This is a genomic window from Kribbella rubisoli, from assembly GCF_004217145.1.
GTDB classification, from domain to species: Bacteria; Actinomycetota; Actinomycetes; order Propionibacteriales; family Kribbellaceae; genus Kribbella; species Kribbella rubisoli.
Genome location: NZ_SHKR01000011.1, coordinates 1117461 through 1133092 on the forward strand (window position 1 = coordinate 1117461; position 15632 = coordinate 1133092).

Below are 15632 nucleotides of genomic sequence, written 5' to 3' on the forward strand. Positions count from 1 at the left end.
GTCTCAGGCGGCGTCGATCAGGTCGGCGAGGGCCGCCATGTTGTGGAAAACCGTATCCGCATCGGAAAGTTTCGCCCTGTCCGTCATGCCTGCGTATCCGAACACCTTCATACCGGCCGCGACGGCCGCCGAGACACCCAGCGGGCTGTCCTCGATCACGAGGCATTCGGCCGGCTTCACACCCATCGAACCGGCCGCATGCAGGAACAGATCCGGCGCGGGCTTGCCGTGCGCAACGTCCTCGGCGCTGAAGATCCGCCCCTCGAACCGGTGCAGGAACCCGACCGCGGTCAACGCCGTACGGATCCGCTGATGGGTGCCGGAGGAGGCCAGGCAGTAGGTGACGCCGCGGGCGTCCAGGTGATCGAGGACAGCCTCAACGCCCTCGATCGCCTGGAGCTGGGCGAATCCCTCGAAGAGCCGCTGGTGGTACCGGTCCTCGAGGTCCGCCGGCAGCGGGTGCCCCAACTGCGCCTCGGTCTTCTGCCGCATCGAGGCCATCGAGCCGCCCATGAAGTCCCGCACGGTTTCCTCGAAGGTGTACGGCAGCCCGGCCTCGGTCAGCAGCTCGGCCAAGATCGTGTTGGCCAGCCGTTCGGAGTCCACCAGCACGCCGTCGTTGTCGAAAATCACGAGTCCGATCACACCGGAAACCCTAAGCGGCCACTGCGAAGTGCAGTGGCCGCCGGGGTACGCGAGAGCTATCCGGGGGTCAGTTCTCCTGGATGGAGAAGTCGGTGAAGTTGAAGCGCTGCTTGGTGTTACCGGTGGAGACGACCTCGACGCCGTAGTCGACCTGCCAGGTGGTGGCCTTCGGGGCCCAGCCACGGGTCTGCATGTCGTTGAAGAAGCTCGCCAGCGGCATCGTGCCCGACTTCTGCGTCACCTGGGACACGTACGCCGTGTAGCCGTCCTCGTGCCAGACGTCGTAGGTGAACCCGCCGAACGTCACGGTGCCCATCTTGCGGCCGGCCGGGACCTGCTTCTGGTTGTCGGTCCAGATCATCAGCTCGTTGTTCAGACCGTCGCCGATCCAGGCGTCGAACGCGACGTTGTAGATGCAGGCGGAGCAGTTGGCCGGCGTGGTCGCCGCGAACTTGGCCGACTGGATCTTCGACAGCGGTACGTCGTTGTAGTCCTTGTGCACGTTCGGGTACGCCTGAACACCCTTGTCGCCGGGCAGCGGCTGGGTCACGTCGAGGAACCAGTTGTTGTAGTTGCAGGCGCTCAGCGTGTAGGTGCCGTTGTCGTTGTTCCACATGTTGTTGTGGACGTAGTAGGCACCGAACGTCCGGCCGTCACCCTGGTTGTTCGTCGAGGTGGTGACGAACGACGGCTTGGTGCAGGTCGCGCTCGGGCTGCCGGTCGACGTGGGGGTCGTCGTGGTCGGCGGGGACGTCGGAGGGGTCGACGTGGTCGGGGGCTTGGTCGGGGTCGACGTGGTGTGCGTCGGCGTCGCCGTGGGAGTGGTCGTCGCCGGCGGCTTCGTCGGCGTCGACGTGGAGGTCGGCGTCGGCGTGGTCGGCTGGGCCGGTACGGCGGCGAAGTCGTAGTGAACCGTGTACGTCAGCTTGGTGCCGGCGCGGTACTTGTTGCCGTCGTACCGCACGGCGCGCAGCCGGTAGCTCTTGTCGGTGGTGCGGCTCGGGTCGATCGACACCATCGCGGGTCCGGAAGCGGTCGCGGTGATCGCGACGGGCTTCTGGCTGAAACCGTGCAGGACGGTGCAGCCGGAGTACGCGTCGATGACGCAGGTTTCGACGCGTCCGACGTTCGGGAGGGCAGTTACCGTGCTGTCCGCTGCGTTCGCAGTCGAGACCGGTGAGTCCTTGGCCGCATGTACGACGATCGGCGCGGCCACGAGCGCGCCGACTGCGAGGACCACCGCCGGGACGAGCTTGCGACTCCGGGCAGTTCGGGTGGGGGGCATGCGAAGAGTTCCTTAGTGTGCTCGACGGGTCGCGCTGTTGCCCCAGAACTCCAGCGCGGCCCTACAACTGTTCGATTGAATCCCCAGAGGGGCCGGTTTGTCCGGCCTTGTCGTGCTATTCGCTCTCGCGTACGGCGGTGACGTTATCGAACCGTGATCAGGCCTGCCAACCCTGGGTCCCGATTTAACGCAACGCGAACGTGCGGGGAGACGTCCTCCGGGTGTGAACAAACGGATGATCGCTCTGGCCGGAACCGTGCTTCTGCTGGCGGGCTGCGGCCAGAACTCAGACCCTGGCGCCGGCGCCTCGCCCGTCGGCAAGACGTTCCTGTCGACCTCGGTCAGCGAGGACGGGAAGCCGAAGCAGCTCGCGCCGAAAACGCGTGTCCGGCTGCAGTTCACCGACGACGGCCGGCTGGTCGCCGACGCCGGCTGCAACTCGATGCAGACGACGGTGTCGACCAAGGACGGCAAGCTCACGCTCAACGGCGAGCTGGCATCGACCGCGATGGGTTGCCCCGGTCCGCAGCAGGGCCAGGACCAGTGGCTGGCCGGCATCATCAGTGCGAAGCCGACATGGAAGCTGGACGGCAGCAAACTCGACGTCACCGCGGGTAGTACGACGATCTCCCTGACCGACCGGGAGATCGTCGAGCCCGACCTCGCCATCGACGGCACCAAGTGGGCACTCTCCTCGGTGATCACCGGCGAGGCCGCTTCGCACCAGGCCGGATCCGAGAAGGCATGGATCACTTTGAACGGCGAGCGTGTTACCGGTTCAACCGGTTGCAACGACTTCCAGGGCACGGTCGCGCGGTCCACCGGCAAGCTCACCTTCGGAGAACTCGCTACCACTCGCCGGGCCTGCGCCGGCGAGCCTGCGGCGCTGGAATCCCAACTGCTGAAGGGATTGAAGGGCGAAATGACGTACGAGGTCGACGGCTCGACACTGAAGCTGCGCTTCTCCGGCGGCGGCCTGGACTTCACGGCGGTACGCTGAGGCAAGTGAGTGAGGAACACTGGACAGGTCTGGTGATCGCACCGGACGACCGGTTGGACAACGACTTACTACTCGCGATAACCCTCGCGACCGGCAGCACCTTCGAGCCCCTCGGCCGCGACGACCTCGGCATCGTCTACGCAGCCGGTCCCGAACGAATCATCGAGGTCGAGTGCGCCGAGGTAGGCGCCAAGGCACTCTTCATCCGCACCCGCTCGCTCGAGCGCACGTCGGCGATCATCGACAGCATCGATCGCCACACCCGCACGTGGACCGAGCAACTCCTCTGCACCCAACTCGAGCAGTCGCTGGCCGAGGATCCCTACGCCCTCGTTTCCTTGCTGATGGCAACAGGTGGGATGCCGCCCCGGCCTGCCACCTCAGCCCTGCTCGCCCGGGCCGTGGAGCACCCGGACGAGCAGGTCCGAAAGGCAGCCGACTACGCGATCCGGATATCGAAGGCCTGGACCTCGTTTCGCGTCGTTTCGTAGGAGACGAGCAGGTGGCCCTGGTCCTTCAACTGGGCGCGTTGAGCGGCCGTCAGCGGGATTGTCCAGTGCTGGACGCCGCGGGTGATGGCTTGCGTCGCCTGGTTGACCAGGTGGCCGCTCATGTTGGGGGACCACGGCGGGGTAGCGCCGTCAGTGATGGCGCACGGGGTGAAGCCGTAGTCCGGTGGCGGGTCGGTGGTGCAGGAGGTCGTCCAGACCGGGATCGCTGCTAGTTGTCCGCTGGTCAGGAAGGCCCTTGCGGTGCCTGTGCCCTTGGACGAGGTGACCAGGTCGACTCCGGTCGGGCGGACCTTGCTCGACAGGATCTTGAGGTCGTCGGTCGGGACGCGGCCGGAGATCGGCACGCCGTTACGTGCGGACTGCGCGATCGTCTGCGGCGACAGCGCGCCGTTGAGGTTCGGGTTCGAGACGTTCGGCGGCGTCGGTGTGGTCGAGCGATCGGACGGCGGGGTGTAGCCCGGGAGCGTCGCCAGACCCCAGCGGTACGGGTCGGACTGCACGGACCCGAGCGCCGACCATGCCAGCCGCGTGCTCATGTCGATGTGGCGCAACGTCGTCGTACCGGGTGCTGACGTGTCGTCGTTGTCGTACGGCGTGATGTTCAGACCGAGCCGTGACGGGTCGACGGCCGCCGGGAGGTCTGCGAGCGGGATCTTCACCTCGAGGTCGTACCCGCCACCGGCGTACGCGTGCGGCACGGTCGTCTCGTTGCTACCGACCCACTGCGCGGTCGACGCGACCTGGACGCCCGGTGCGTTGCCTGTGTCGAGGGCGCCGCTCGAGTAGCCCTGATGGTTGTCCGCGTCGCGTTCCCAGCACGGTCCGCCGCTCTGGGTGAACGGGAAGACGCCGAGCTTGAACGTGTTCGCCGTGTCCTTCAGCGCTTCGGACGCATTGCCGCGCGGGTCGAGCAGGATCTCGACGGAGTCGGCCTGCCAGTGGCCCACGCATTCCGCCGGGGTCACGGCGTACGACTGGTAGTCGTCGCGGACGTGGATGAAGAAGAACAGCGCGTCGTCGGACCAGCTGACCTTCGCAGTACTGCCTTCCCCTGTTGACGAAACGCCGCAGTCGTCGACGCCGGTGCAGGTCGCTGCGCCCTGCCAGATGCGGCCGAGGTCGAGGGTCTGACCCGGATACTCACCCGGCTCGGCCTTGCCGTCGACCACCGGCGTCGCCTGCGGGATGACGGTGGTCGGGACGAGCGTAAGAGTCAGCGTCTCAGTGCCGGTCGCGGTGTGGATCGGGATGCTGACGTTCTGGTTTGCGGGCAGGGTTGTGTCGGTGTTGGTCAGCTTGAACGTGACCGTCTGGTCGGCTCCGGGCTGCACGTCGTACGGCTTGGACGCCGCGTCGATCGTGAAGTCCGCCGGCAGATCGAGCGAGACCGCGCCGGTCTGCGGCTGCGTGGACCAGTTGTGGACGACGACCGGTACGTCGATCGTCTGGCCGATGCCCATCGACTGGATCGCCTGCGAACGGCCGAGGCGGTTGGCCTGCGGCGCGGTGTTCTGCAGCCACTGGTCGTACTCGGCCCAGTTGCCCCACCGCTGGAAGCGTCCCTCGGCGGCCGCGACGATGCGTACGACGTTGTCGGTGTAGCCGGTCGCGTGCTTGGTCGTGTAGAGCGCGGAAACCTTCGCGTTCTGATCGACCGTCGCGTTGGCGGCCGGGGTCACGGTGAACGTCAGGTCGGCGGACGGCTTCTCCTTCACCTGCTGCGGACCGCTGACCGACCAGCCGGCCGGCACCGTCAACGCAACGTTGCCCTTGGCAAGCTTTCCGTGTGGCGCCTTGAGGTGGACGGTCGCCTGGAACGGCTCGCCGGCGACGTTGTAGAAGCGGCTGAAGGTGATGTACTCGAGCGTGCCGAGCGGGAGTCCGCCCGGGTCCGGCTTCTTCGCGCCGAACAGGATCGCGTCGTCACGTCCGGCCGCGGTGCTGCTGTTCGGCTGGAACGGTACAAACGACTCCGTCATGCCGAACCGCGGACATGCCGGGACGGAGACGCCCTTGTACATCACGCGACTCTGCGTCGGGTACGCCGCGCGTCCCTCGTCGGCCACCTGCTGCCAGATCTTCGGCGTACCAGCGGTCTGCGCCTGCGAGTTGCCGGCCGGCCAGGTGTACGGCGAGTTGTAGCCGGTCCACACGCCGGCCACGGTGTCGACGCCGGTCGGGGTGAATCCGGTGGTGCAGTTCGCGGCGGTCGTCGTACCGCCGGTCCCTGCCGTGCTGCCTCCGGAGAAGACCTTCTTGACCTGCCACGTGCTGAGCGCGTGCGGGCCTTTCAGTTGCTCCGGGAACATGGTGGGGTCGGCGGCCGCGAGCACGCCTTCCCAGATCAAGCGGCCGGCCTGCTGGTGGTTGCCGTGACCGGCGGCCAGCGTCGGCGTGAAGCCGATGTAGATCTCGGGTTGCGTCTCGCGGATCACGCGGGTGACCCGTCGGAGCGTCTCCTGCTCGTCCCAGAAGTACTGCGTCAACGGCGCACTCTGGTTGTAGAAGAAGTCGATCCGGTCGAGGTTGAAGATGTCGACGGTGCCGGAGCGGTAGTGCGCGACACGGTCCTCGTTCTCCCGGCGCAGGCCGAGATCGGGCCCGAGCTCGTTGCCGGCCGCGTTCCCACCACCCTCACCGCGGGTCACTTGGATCACGCCACACTTCACGCCGTACAACTGATGCCACACCCCACACGGCCCGATGATGCTCGTGTCGTCATCGGGATGGGCCCACTCCCCCATCACATCAATCTTCGTCTGGCGATCAGCCACATAAGGCCGCGCCGAGGCAACTGCCGGAACCGGCAGCACCGCTAGTAGAACCAGAACCAAAAACCCCACAAGTCGCTTCACGTGCACACTCCAAAGGCGGCGGAGGCACTAGCAAACCCAGTCCTACGTCCGACCCACCCACCCGCGCAACAGGAATCGCGCGCCCGCATGCGTCGACCAGCCTGATCAGGTCGTTGCAGACGGTCAGTTTTCGGTGTGCCAGGTTTGCCAGAGTTGGCCGTAGGGGCCGTGCGCGGCGACGAGTTGGTGGTGGGGGCCTAGTTCTACTAGTTGGCCGGCTTCCATGACGGCGATTCGGTCGGCGTCGTGGGCGGTTTGCAGGCGGTGGGCGATTGCTATCACGGTGCGGCCTCGGAGTACGGCGGCCAGGGACTGTTCTGTTTGGCGGGCTGTTTTGGGGTCCAGGAGGGAGGTGGCTTCGTCCAGGATCACCGTGTGGGGATCGGCTAGGACCACTCGGGCGAGCGAGAGTTGCTGGGCACTGGCGTCGTCGAGTTTGGTGTCCTCGCCGAGCTCGGTGTCCAGGCCGTGCGGCAGGTCGTTCCACCAGGTGGCGTCGACGGCGTTCAGCGCGGCGTGCAGCTCGTCGTCTGTCGCGTTCGGCTTTGCGATGAGGAGGTTGTCGCGGACGGTGTCGTGGAAGACGTGATGGTCCTGGGTGATCAGCACGACGTGCTCGCGCAGCTGATCCGGCGGGAGATCGGCAACCGGCGTACCCCCGATCGTCACCGACCCGATGTGCGGACGATCGAGACCAGCGAGCAGACGCGCGAGGGTCGACTTGCCGGCGCCGGACGTGCCGACGATGGCCAGGCGTTCGCCAGGCTGCACCACCAGATCGATCCCGTGCAGTACGTCGCGGGCACCGGTGTAGCTGTAGTGCGCATTGTCGACTCGGATGCGGTCGCCGGCGACGTTCTCGGCCCGCGGCGTCTGCTCAGCCTGCGGGATGTCCGCGAGACCTTCGACACGGGCGTACGACGCTCCGGCGCCTTGCAGCTGTTCGATCCAGACCATCAGGGTGTCCAGCGGACCGACGAGCTGGCGCAGGTACACCGTCGCGGTCACCACGACACCGAGGCTGACCAGATCATGGAGGTAGAGGGCGCCACCGATCAACAGGACTCCCACCACCGGGAGCGCCAACGCGACCTCGGACCACGGGAACAGAACGGTCCGCAGCCACAGCGCCGCCAGCCGCGCGGACCGGGCTTGGGTGATGGACGCTTCGGTGGCCTCCGTACGGCGGCGCTCCAGCCCGAGCAGTTCGACCGTACGGGCGCCCTTCGCCGTACTGGCGACGACATCCGCCATCTCCGCACCCGTCCCCGCAACCGCCAGGTAGACCGGTCGCGCGCGTCGCATGTACCAGCGCACCGCCGCGCCAACGCCGAGCAAGCACACGAGCCCGCACAGCCCCAGCCGCACTTCCAGAACGAGCACGGCGACGATGAGGAACAGAGCGTGGACGCCGGCCACGAGCACCTCAGGCACAGCGGATCGCAGCGTCACCGCGACGACGGACGCATCTGTGCTCCCGCGCGCGATCAGGTCGCCGGTCGGAAGATGGTCCGCAACTCGCGGGGGCAACACCAGGGTCCGCTGCAAGAAGCGCTCCCGGACCCGCGCCGCCGTACGCTCGCCGAACCGATAGCCGATCTTGAGCGCCCACCACGCCAGCACTGTCTGTACGACGGTGAACACCAGCGCACCGAACGCGAGCCGATCCACCGCGCTGAGCACGTCACCGGAGCCGGCTCGGATCGTGTCGATGATTCGGCCGAGCAGCCATGGACCGACCAGACCTGCCGCGGCGGCAAGCCCGTTCACCAGGACGACCGCGACGACAGAGCGACGGTCCGCGCCCAAGTCACGGATCAAGGCAGCGCGTACTTCGGCGGGCCCCGCAACCGGCAGCTGCGTACTCATTGGGCCTCACCCTGGGCTCGCGATACGAGGTCGCGATAGTAGGGATCGCTGCGCAGAAGGTCCGCGTGTGTCCCGGCCGCCGACACCTTCCCGTCGACCAGGACGATGACGTCGTCAGCACGGTCCAGTACGAGGGGCGACGTCGTCGTGATGACCGTTGTCGTGTCGCGCCTGAGTTCGCGGATGCGGTCGATCATCGCCGCCTCGGTGTTAGCGTCGACCGCGGAGGTCGGTTCGACCGCGAGCAGTACGTCGGGCGTTGCGTAGATGGCGCGAGCGAGCCGGATTCGTTGCCGTTGGCCACCGGAGAGATCGCTTCCGCCGGCGGCGATCGTCGCATCCAGGCCACCGGGCAGCGCCTCGACGATGTCCTCGGCGACGGCCACGCGGAGCGCCGTACGAATCCGGTCGTCGTCGGGCTCGATGCGCCCGGCAACTACATCTCGAACCGTCCCGGCGAAGACCTCGGCATCGTTGTCGGCAACAACTAAACGGCGCCTGAACTCCTCACGTGCTGGCTCGTCGATCTCCATGCCTGCTTGGGAATCGGTGTGTACCTGCCCGAGTCTCTCGATCACGGCGACCGCCTCTGCCGGGCGCGCAGTGACCAGTGCGGTCAGAGCGCCGGGCCTGATGACCACTCCTGACTCCGGGTCCGCCAATGGGACGGTGCCGATCGATGCAGGATCGCCATCGTTGCGCTTGGCAACTGGCAGGTTGAGCAGATTGATGATTCGTTGCCCCGCCACCCGAGCGCGGGCGATGTCCCCGCCACCCTCGATGAAGAACGACACGGGCACGACGAGCACGGCGACGTACCCGTAGACGGCGACGACATCGCCGATTGTGATCGCCCCAGTGGCCGCCATTCGCGCCGACAGCCACACGACCGCGGCGAGGAACAGCGCCGGCAGACCGGTCGACAACGCGACGACCCAACTGGTCGGGCCGGCGACCCGGTAGCCGCGTCGTACCAATCGCTGCGACTGGTCCTGATAGCGCTCGGCGACGAACTGCTTGCCGCCGAGGCCGTTCAGGACGCGGAGTCCGGCGAGTACGTCGACCAGGCGGATCGTCAATCGTCCTTGGTGCACGCGGTACTCGCCGCCGGTGCGTTCGATGCGTTGGAGGAACGGGCCGACTGCGATGGCGAGCAGCGGTACGCCGGCGAGGACCACAGCGGCGAGCAGGGGGTTAATGGTGAACAGCACGACCGCGACAACGGCGTACGCGATGACCGCGCCGACGCCGGGGCCCGTGACGGTAAGTGCCATAGCGACCGTGTACACATCGGCGATTCCGACGGTGACGACCTCACCGGCGCTCACCCGCTTCGCCAACGACGCACCCAAGCGGCTCGTGTGCCAGACCGTGGCCCGCACTGCGCGGAACGACGCGTCCATCCGGATCTTGGTCATCGTCCTGTGCCGCGCGATCCCGAGCAGCGCGTTCATCACGCTGACCGCCAGCAGGAGCAGAGCCCAGCCCACGAGGGCGGAGGAATCGCGCGCGACAAGTCCGTCGTCAACGGCGCGGGACAGCACCCATGGCGGCACGGTCAAGCCGACCGTCCAGCAGGTGCCCAGCACCGCACCCAACGCGATCCGCCGACCCTGCGAGCGGGTAAGCCAGTAGAGGAAGCGCAGGGGGCTCGCGAGATCTGTTGCGGTCGGCGGGACCCACGTCTCGGTCATCTTGTCCAGCCACGCGCGTACGACCGCCCCTCGCCGCCCACGGTCGCTGGCCATGCCCCAGATCCTTCCAGCTATATCGGACCATCCGCGCCTTTGTGATTGGCTTCACAAAGGCGTTGCGCTCAGCTGTGCCGGTCGAGGAACGAGGCGAGTTCGGCGACGTACTGCGGGCGCTTGTCGCGTCGTACCGAATGGCCTGCGCCGGCGATGTGCGCTGCTTGGAACTCGCCTGCGGCTGCTCGGGCGCAGCGTTCCGCGTACTCGGTGGAGATCAGACCGCCGCGGTCGGTATCCCCGTGGATCAGCAGCACCGGGCAGGTGATCTGGGCCAGCAGGTCGGTCAACGGCACCGGGTCGCGATACGGCAGCTCGAACAGCTGCGGGTTGACCTGCGCCTTCGACACGGCCCACGGCTCAAACTCGTCCTCAGCCCAGCCAGGATCCCCCGCCCGACCCCGCGCAATCCGCGCCGCCACATCCAGCTCCCGCAACTCCGCAAGCCAACCCGGCATCAACATCGGTCCATCCCGACGGTCGCCGCCCGGCGATTCCTGGTCGGCACCAGGCGCCTCCTGGTCGCCGGCGTGCGGTTGCTCGTCGCGGGGCGGCGGTCCGGTTGGCGGGTCCTCCAGTACAACCGCGCGGACCAGGTCCGGCCTCGCCGCGGCCAAGTAAGCGGCTGCCATCGCGCCCATCGAGTGACCGACCACGACCACCCCACCGTCAGCCGGCTGGCCCGACAGCACCAGCGCGGCATCGTCGCGATGTGCGGTGTAGCTGACAGGTTCCTGCGGCAGCCCGGACTCCCCGTGCCCGCGCGCATCGATCGCGAGCGCCCGGATCCCCGGCATCGCCCCGATCAACGGCTCCCAGCACTGCGCAGAGTCAGAAAACCCATGCAGGAACGCAACCTCAGCCCCTGCCTCATCCGTCCGATACCACGCCAGATGACCAGTCCTACCGCGCACGCTGAACATGCCTGCGGACGATAGCGCACCCCGCATCAACCGCCCAGAAGATAACGCGTGGCTTCAGGGAGGGCGGCGGCTACGGACATTGCGGTGATTGGGCCTGCGGAGGACGCGAGGTTGGCGGCGGCGGCGTGGAGGTAGGCACCTACGCTGCCGGCGTCTAGAGGGGTCAGGCCGCTGGCTAGGAGGGAGCCGCAGAGGCCGGCTAGGACATCGCCGGCGCCGGCGGTGGCGAGCCAGGGGGTGGCGTTGGTGTTCACGCGGACCTGGCCGTCGGGGGATGCGATGACGGTGGTGCTGCCTTTGAGGAGGACGGTTACGTCGTAGCGTTCGGCGGCCAGGCGGGCGTGTTTGAGGCGCTCGGCTTCGACCGTCGCGCGGTCTACATCGAGGAGCCGAGCCAGTTCGCCGGCGTGAGGAGTGGCTAGTACGTCGACGTGGTCGCCGGAGTCGTCCAAAGCCTTGAGGCCGTCGGCGTCGAGGACCACGGGCTCCTCGGCGTCGAGCAGTTCACGGATGCGTGGGATGTCGAGCTCGTCGCCCAGGCCTGAGCCGACCGCCCATGCCTGCACGCGGCCGTTGCCGGCGACGATCTCGGGATGCGCGGCGCGAACAGCTTCCGCGACCGCGTCGGGGCCGACGTACCGGACCATGCCTACAGGTCCGCCGAGGGCGCCGGAGGTTGCGATGACGGCGGCGCCTGGGTACTGCGTGGAGCCGACCATCAGGCCCAGTACGCCGCGGGAGTACTTGTCGGACTCGCCGTGGGGGACGGGGTAGAGGCGGCGGATGTCGGAGGTCTGGAGGGACTCGACTTCGGCGGGTGGGAGGTCGAGGCCGATGTCGATGAGGTGGACCGGGCCGCAGGCGGTGGCGGCGGGGTCGATGAAGTGGCAGATTTTGTGGGTGCCGAAGGTGACAGTGAGGGCGGCGTTGACGTGGGGTTCGGGGGTCTCGCCGGTGTCGACGTCCACGCCGGATGGGGTGTCGACGGCAACGATCGGTACGCCGAACCGTTCCGCGAGCCGCACGACCGCCAAGGCGTCCGGGCGGAGTCCCGGTCGCCCGCCGATCCCCACAATCCCATCCACAACAACATCCGCGCCCTGAATCAGGCCTTCGACGTCGGACGGGGAGATGAGGCGGCCGCCAGCTGCGTGGAGGGCTTCGGCGCCGGCTTGGTGGGCTTTGTCTGACAGGAGGATGGCGGTGACTTGAGCGCCGCGACGGGCTAGCCGGGCGCCGGCGTACAGGGCGTCGCCGCCGTTGTCGCCGGAGCCGATGAGCAGGACCACCCGGGCGCCGTACGTGCTGCCGAGGAAGTTGCTGATGGCAACTGCCAGGCCGGTGGCGGCGCGTTGCATCAGGGTGCCCTCGGGAAGGCGGGCCATCAGGTCGGCCTCGGCGGCACGGACCTGCTCGACGGTGTGCGCGCTGCGCATGGTCAGCCCTCCAGGATCACCACGGCCGAGGCGATGCCCGCGTCGTGGCTGAGCGACAGGTGCAGGTTCTGTACGCCGAGCCGCGACGCCTGCGCCGCCACGGTCCCGCTGATCTCCAGCCACGGCCGGCCGGTCTCGTCGGTCTGTACTTCGGCGTCGTGCCAGTGCATGCCCGCGGGTGCGCCGAGCGCCTTGGCCAGCGCCTCCTTGGCCGCGAACCGAGCCGCCAGCGAGGCCGGCGGCTTCACCGCCTCGAGCGGCGTGAACACCCGCTCCCGCAAATTGGGCGTCCGCTCCAACGTCCGCATGAACCGATCCACGTCGACCACATCGATACCCACGCCGACGATCATGCCGGCCAGCCTAACGGAGCCGGGCAGCTCGACAGGAGGTCTCCCGCGATCGAGCCGGATTCCCGACGTGCCCAGGCGTGAAGCCGGCAGCAGTGGGCGTATACGTCCTGTCGAGCTGCACGACCTACGCAGGAGCTGCAGTGGATTGGCGGATCCGCATGTCCACGGCCAGATCCAGGCGGAGGGCGGCGGGGGTCCGGCCGCGGGAGAGGTCGATGACCACGCGGGCTGCGAGCTCGGCCATCTGGTGGAGCGGTTGGTGGACGGTCGTGAGAGCCGGCGTGACGAACTGGGCGACCGGGAGATCGTCATACCCGACGACGGACAGATCGCGCGGCACATCCAGGCCGAGTTCGCGAGCGGCCTGGTAGACGCCGAGGGCCTGCATGTCGCTGCCGGCGAAGATCGCGGTGGGGCGATCGGGCAGGCGCAGCAGGGCGAGCGCCTCGCGGTGCGCGCCGCCGACCTCGAAGTCGCCGTACCGGATCAGCGCCGGATCGACCTCGATGCCGGTCGACCGCAAGGCGTCGGTGTAGCCGTCCACGCGTTGCCGTGAGCAGAGCGTCTCGATCGGGCCGCCGATCATGCCGATCCGGGTGTGGCCGAGCGTGCGGAGGTGGGTCGTGGCCATCCGGCCGCCGTTCCAGTTCGCCGAGCCGATCGACGGTACGTCGTCCCCCACGTCCCCGACCGGATCGACGACGACGAACGGGATCCGCCGCGCCTCGAGCTGGGCACGCTGGTCCGTGTCGAGGTCCGAGAAGACCATGATCACGCCGAGCGGCCGCCGGTTCAGCACGGATTCGATCCACTGCTGCCGCGGCCGCAGCGCGCCGCCGCACTCCGACAGGACGAGCTCGACGCCCTCGGCGCGGGCAACCTCCTCGACACCGCGGATCAGCTCCATCGCCCATTCGCCGCCGAGCTGGTTGAACACCAGGTCGATCATCGGGCTGGCCGCCGTGCCCGGGCTGCGCCGCCGGTACCCGTGCTCCTGGATCAGGCTCTCGATCCGGGCCCGGGTCGCCTCGGCCACATCCGCGCGCCCGTTCAGCACCTTGGAGACGGTCGGCACCGACACGCCGGCCTGTTCCGCAATTTTCGCAATGGTCGGTCGCTCGCTCACCACACCCCCTGGCTCGAAACTTTCGAACCAGCTTAGCCGTGGATCGTGCGCCTGTGGGTATCCGGTACGCCGCTGAGCCGGTAGAAGAAGGTGTTGACCTGGTCGCGCCACTCCCGCGCGTTCACGAGCTGCGCCTCGAACCGGGCCGTGATGTTCTCCCGCACCACCGGCTCGAACCGCTCGGCGATCACCCGCCAGCGCGCGACCATCGCCTCCACCTCGGCGTACCCCTGGAAGTGCGTGTCGTAGATGTGCTGCAGCACTGTGCTGCCGTTGTGCAGAACGTGGTCATAGGCAACGTGATGGAAGAACAGCAACAACTCGTCCGGACAGGTTGTGACATCTTCGTAGGTGCCGGCGAGCGGCTCCGGATATTGCCCGGTGAACCCCGATCCGGTCTTCACGGTCCGGTCCACGCCGACGCCGTACCGATCGGCGAAGTGATACGTCCCCCGCCCTGAGTACTCGTACCCGTTGACGCTCGGCCCGTAGTGCGTCTGCGGCGTGACCATGAACCCGACGCCCAGCGGGGCGGTGTACCGCTCGTACGTCCGCCACGATCCGGACATGATCGTGACGAGCTCGCTCCGGGTCCGATCGTCCATCGCGAACGTCGCCGCGGCCCACTCGTGCAGCAGGCTGACCGGATCCGCAGCCGGCTCCCAGGCCAACCGGCCGAACGCATAGAGATTGCTCTGAGCAAGTTTGTGACCGGTCCAGTTGGGAGCATCGCCAACGTTGGACACGGCAACGATCGCGCCGATGCGGTCGGCAACCGTCGTACCGCCGCCGCCCGTGGTGTCGAACTGCAGGATCTCCCGCCACCACGGCGCGAGGTAGCAGAGATCCTGCTGCTGTCCGGAGTACTCCTGCGTCACCTGCAGTTCGAGCGCGAACACGGTCTCTTGCAGCTCACCGAGCAGCGGCGACATCGGCTCGCGGACCTGGAAGTCCGTCGGTCCGTGCTTGACCTGCAGTACGACGTTCTCCTCGAACCGCCCGTCGAGCGGGATCAGGTGGTCGTACGCCGCCCGCGCGCGATCCGTACCGCGATCACGCCAATCGTGCGCCTGCTCATCACCGGAGTACCGCCAGAACACCGTCCCGCCGTACGGCGCAACCGCCCGCGCGAGCAGGTTCGCGCCCTCGGCGTCACGGCCCGCCCGAACTACGAGGCCGCCGAAATCCGGTACGGCGTCGTACACGCGGCTGATCGTTGCCGACCACCAGCGAGCCACCCGCTCGTCCGACGGGTCGTCGGTGAACTCGACCGACAAACTGACCGCAATTCCGTACTCGCGGAACACTGCGGCAAGGCGGGCCACCTCGGGCAGGTCGGCGTTCGCGAGCGCGACCGCGTTGATTCCGATCGACGCCAGCAACCGCGCGTACGCACGCACCCTGGTCAGATCGGGCACCACGCTGCCGTCGCGGAAGAATATCGATCGACCTGAGTACCCGCGTTCGACCGCGCCCGACAGCTGGTCCCAGTGGTCCAGCATGCGGATCGGCACGGCCGGCTGTTCGACGACAGTGAAGTCGCCGCTCATCCACTCGAAGTACCGGAGCAGGTAGAAGTAGCCGTAGAGCAGTCCGTGTCCGCCCTCGGCCGCGACGACGAGATCGTTGCCGCGTCGTACCACCACGAATCCCTCCACGCCGAGGCCATGCTCGGGCAGTGCAGCCTCAACCTCCCGCCACAACGGGGTCTCGCGGACGCGGGTCATGATGCACACGGCAACTTGTACGTCGGTGCGGACGCGGCGGGTCTGCCGGAGCTCGGCCCGGATGGTCTGGGCAAGCGCTCCCGAGGCATGCACCGTCACCTCGGGCAGCCTCTGGAAACCGAGCCAGGCGGAGTCGCCGGTCATGGGTCCTCC

At 67.8% G+C, this 15632-nt stretch carries 12 protein-coding genes; 2 read left to right on the forward strand and 10 right to left on the reverse strand.

Going from position 1 to position 15632, the window contains the following annotated elements:
* Positions 1–3: 3 nt before the first annotated feature.
* Together EV645_RS08230 and EV645_RS08235 are read right to left on the reverse strand one after the other, a co-directional pair.
* Positions 4–645: an HAD family hydrolase gene (locus EV645_RS08230; protein ID WP_130441333.1), complete on the reverse strand. Its 642-nt coding sequence runs from the start codon at positions 643–645 to the stop codon at positions 4–6.
* A 67-nt stretch (positions 646–712) separates the two neighbouring features.
* On the reverse strand, positions 713–1930 hold the full coding sequence (locus tag EV645_RS08235; protein WP_130441335.1) for a GH12 family glycosyl hydrolase domain-containing protein: 1218 nt from the start codon (positions 1928–1930) through the stop codon (positions 713–715).
* A gap of 223 nt (positions 1931–2153) precedes the next feature.
* On the opposite strand from EV645_RS08235, the gene EV645_RS08240 reads away from it, so the two are divergent.
* Positions 2154–2930: an META domain-containing protein gene (locus tag EV645_RS08240; RefSeq protein ID WP_242000271.1), complete on the forward strand. Its 777-nt coding sequence runs from the start codon at positions 2154–2156 to the stop codon at positions 2928–2930.
* A 5-nt stretch (positions 2931–2935) separates the two neighbouring features.
* Entirely contained in the window at positions 2936–3421 is a 486-nt protein-coding gene (locus EV645_RS08245) for a hypothetical protein (protein WP_130441337.1), read from the forward strand.
* On the opposite strand, the gene EV645_RS08250 is transcribed toward EV645_RS08245, so the two are convergent.
* From EV645_RS08250 to EV645_RS08285, 8 genes are all read right to left on the reverse strand, one after another.
* A complete protein-coding gene (locus EV645_RS08250; RefSeq protein ID WP_130441339.1) occupies positions 3370–6297 on the reverse strand; it encodes a PIG-L family deacetylase in 2928 nt (975 codons plus the stop codon). The two genes, EV645_RS08245 and EV645_RS08250, sit on opposite strands and share 52 nt — an antisense overlap.
* 123 nt (positions 6298–6420) lie before the next feature.
* Entirely contained in the window at positions 6421–8166 is a 1746-nt protein-coding gene (locus EV645_RS08255) for an ABC transporter ATP-binding protein (protein ID WP_130441341.1), read from the reverse strand.
* Positions 8163–9914: an ABC transporter transmembrane domain-containing protein gene (locus EV645_RS08260; RefSeq protein ID WP_130441343.1), complete on the reverse strand. Its 1752-nt coding sequence runs from the start codon at positions 9912–9914 to the stop codon at positions 8163–8165. The genes EV645_RS08255 and EV645_RS08260 overlap by 4 nt, the downstream gene beginning before the upstream one ends.
* A 68-nt stretch (positions 9915–9982) precedes the next feature.
* Positions 9983–10864, reverse strand: a complete 882-nt coding sequence (locus EV645_RS08265; RefSeq protein ID WP_130441345.1) for an alpha/beta fold hydrolase — start codon at positions 10862–10864, stop codon at positions 9983–9985.
* Positions 10864–12273, reverse strand: coding sequence for an NAD(P)H-hydrate dehydratase (locus tag EV645_RS08270; protein ID WP_130441347.1), 1410 nt, complete (start codon positions 12271–12273; stop codon positions 10864–10866). Before EV645_RS08270 ends, EV645_RS08265 begins: the two co-directional genes overlap by 1 nt.
* Before the next feature lie 2 nt (positions 12274–12275).
* Complete coding sequence (locus tag EV645_RS08275; RefSeq protein WP_130441349.1) at positions 12276–12626, reverse strand: holo-ACP synthase; 351 nt, start codon at positions 12624–12626, stop codon at positions 12276–12278.
* A 124-nt stretch (positions 12627–12750) separates the two neighbouring features.
* Positions 12751–13752: a LacI family DNA-binding transcriptional regulator gene (locus EV645_RS08280; protein ID WP_242000272.1), complete on the reverse strand. Its 1002-nt coding sequence runs from the start codon at positions 13750–13752 to the stop codon at positions 12751–12753.
* Between the two features lie 32 nt (positions 13753–13784).
* Complete coding sequence (locus EV645_RS08285; protein WP_130441353.1) at positions 13785–15623, reverse strand: alpha-glucuronidase; 1839 nt, start codon at positions 15621–15623, stop codon at positions 13785–13787.
* Between the last annotated feature and the right edge of the window lie 9 nt (positions 15624–15632).

Bases quoted from the DNA above. Each gene is read 5' to 3' on its own strand.
- EV645_RS08235 (WP_130441335.1), bottom strand. From the start codon at position 1,930: ATGCCCCCCACCCGAACTGCCCGGAGTCGCAAGCTCGTCCCGGCGGTG.
- EV645_RS08255 (WP_130441341.1), bottom strand. From the start codon at position 8,166: ATGAGTACGCAGCTGCCGGTTGCGGGGCCCGCCGAAGTACGCGCTGCC.
- EV645_RS08260 (WP_130441343.1), bottom strand. From the start codon at position 9,914: ATGGCCAGCGACCGTGGGCGGCGAGGGGCGGTCGTACGCGCGTGGCTG.
- EV645_RS08265 (WP_130441345.1), bottom strand. From the start codon at position 10,864: ATGCGGGGTGCGCTATCGTCCGCAGGCATGTTCAGCGTGCGCGGTAGG.
- EV645_RS08270 (WP_130441347.1), bottom strand. From the start codon at position 12,273: ATGCGCAGCGCGCACACCGTCGAGCAGGTCCGTGCCGCCGAGGCCGAC.
- EV645_RS08275 (WP_130441349.1), bottom strand. From the start codon at position 12,626: ATGATCGTCGGCGTGGGTATCGATGTGGTCGACGTGGATCGGTTCATG.
- EV645_RS08285 (WP_130441353.1), bottom strand. From the start codon at position 15,623: ATGACCGGCGACTCCGCCTGGCTCGGTTTCCAGAGGCTGCCCGAGGTG.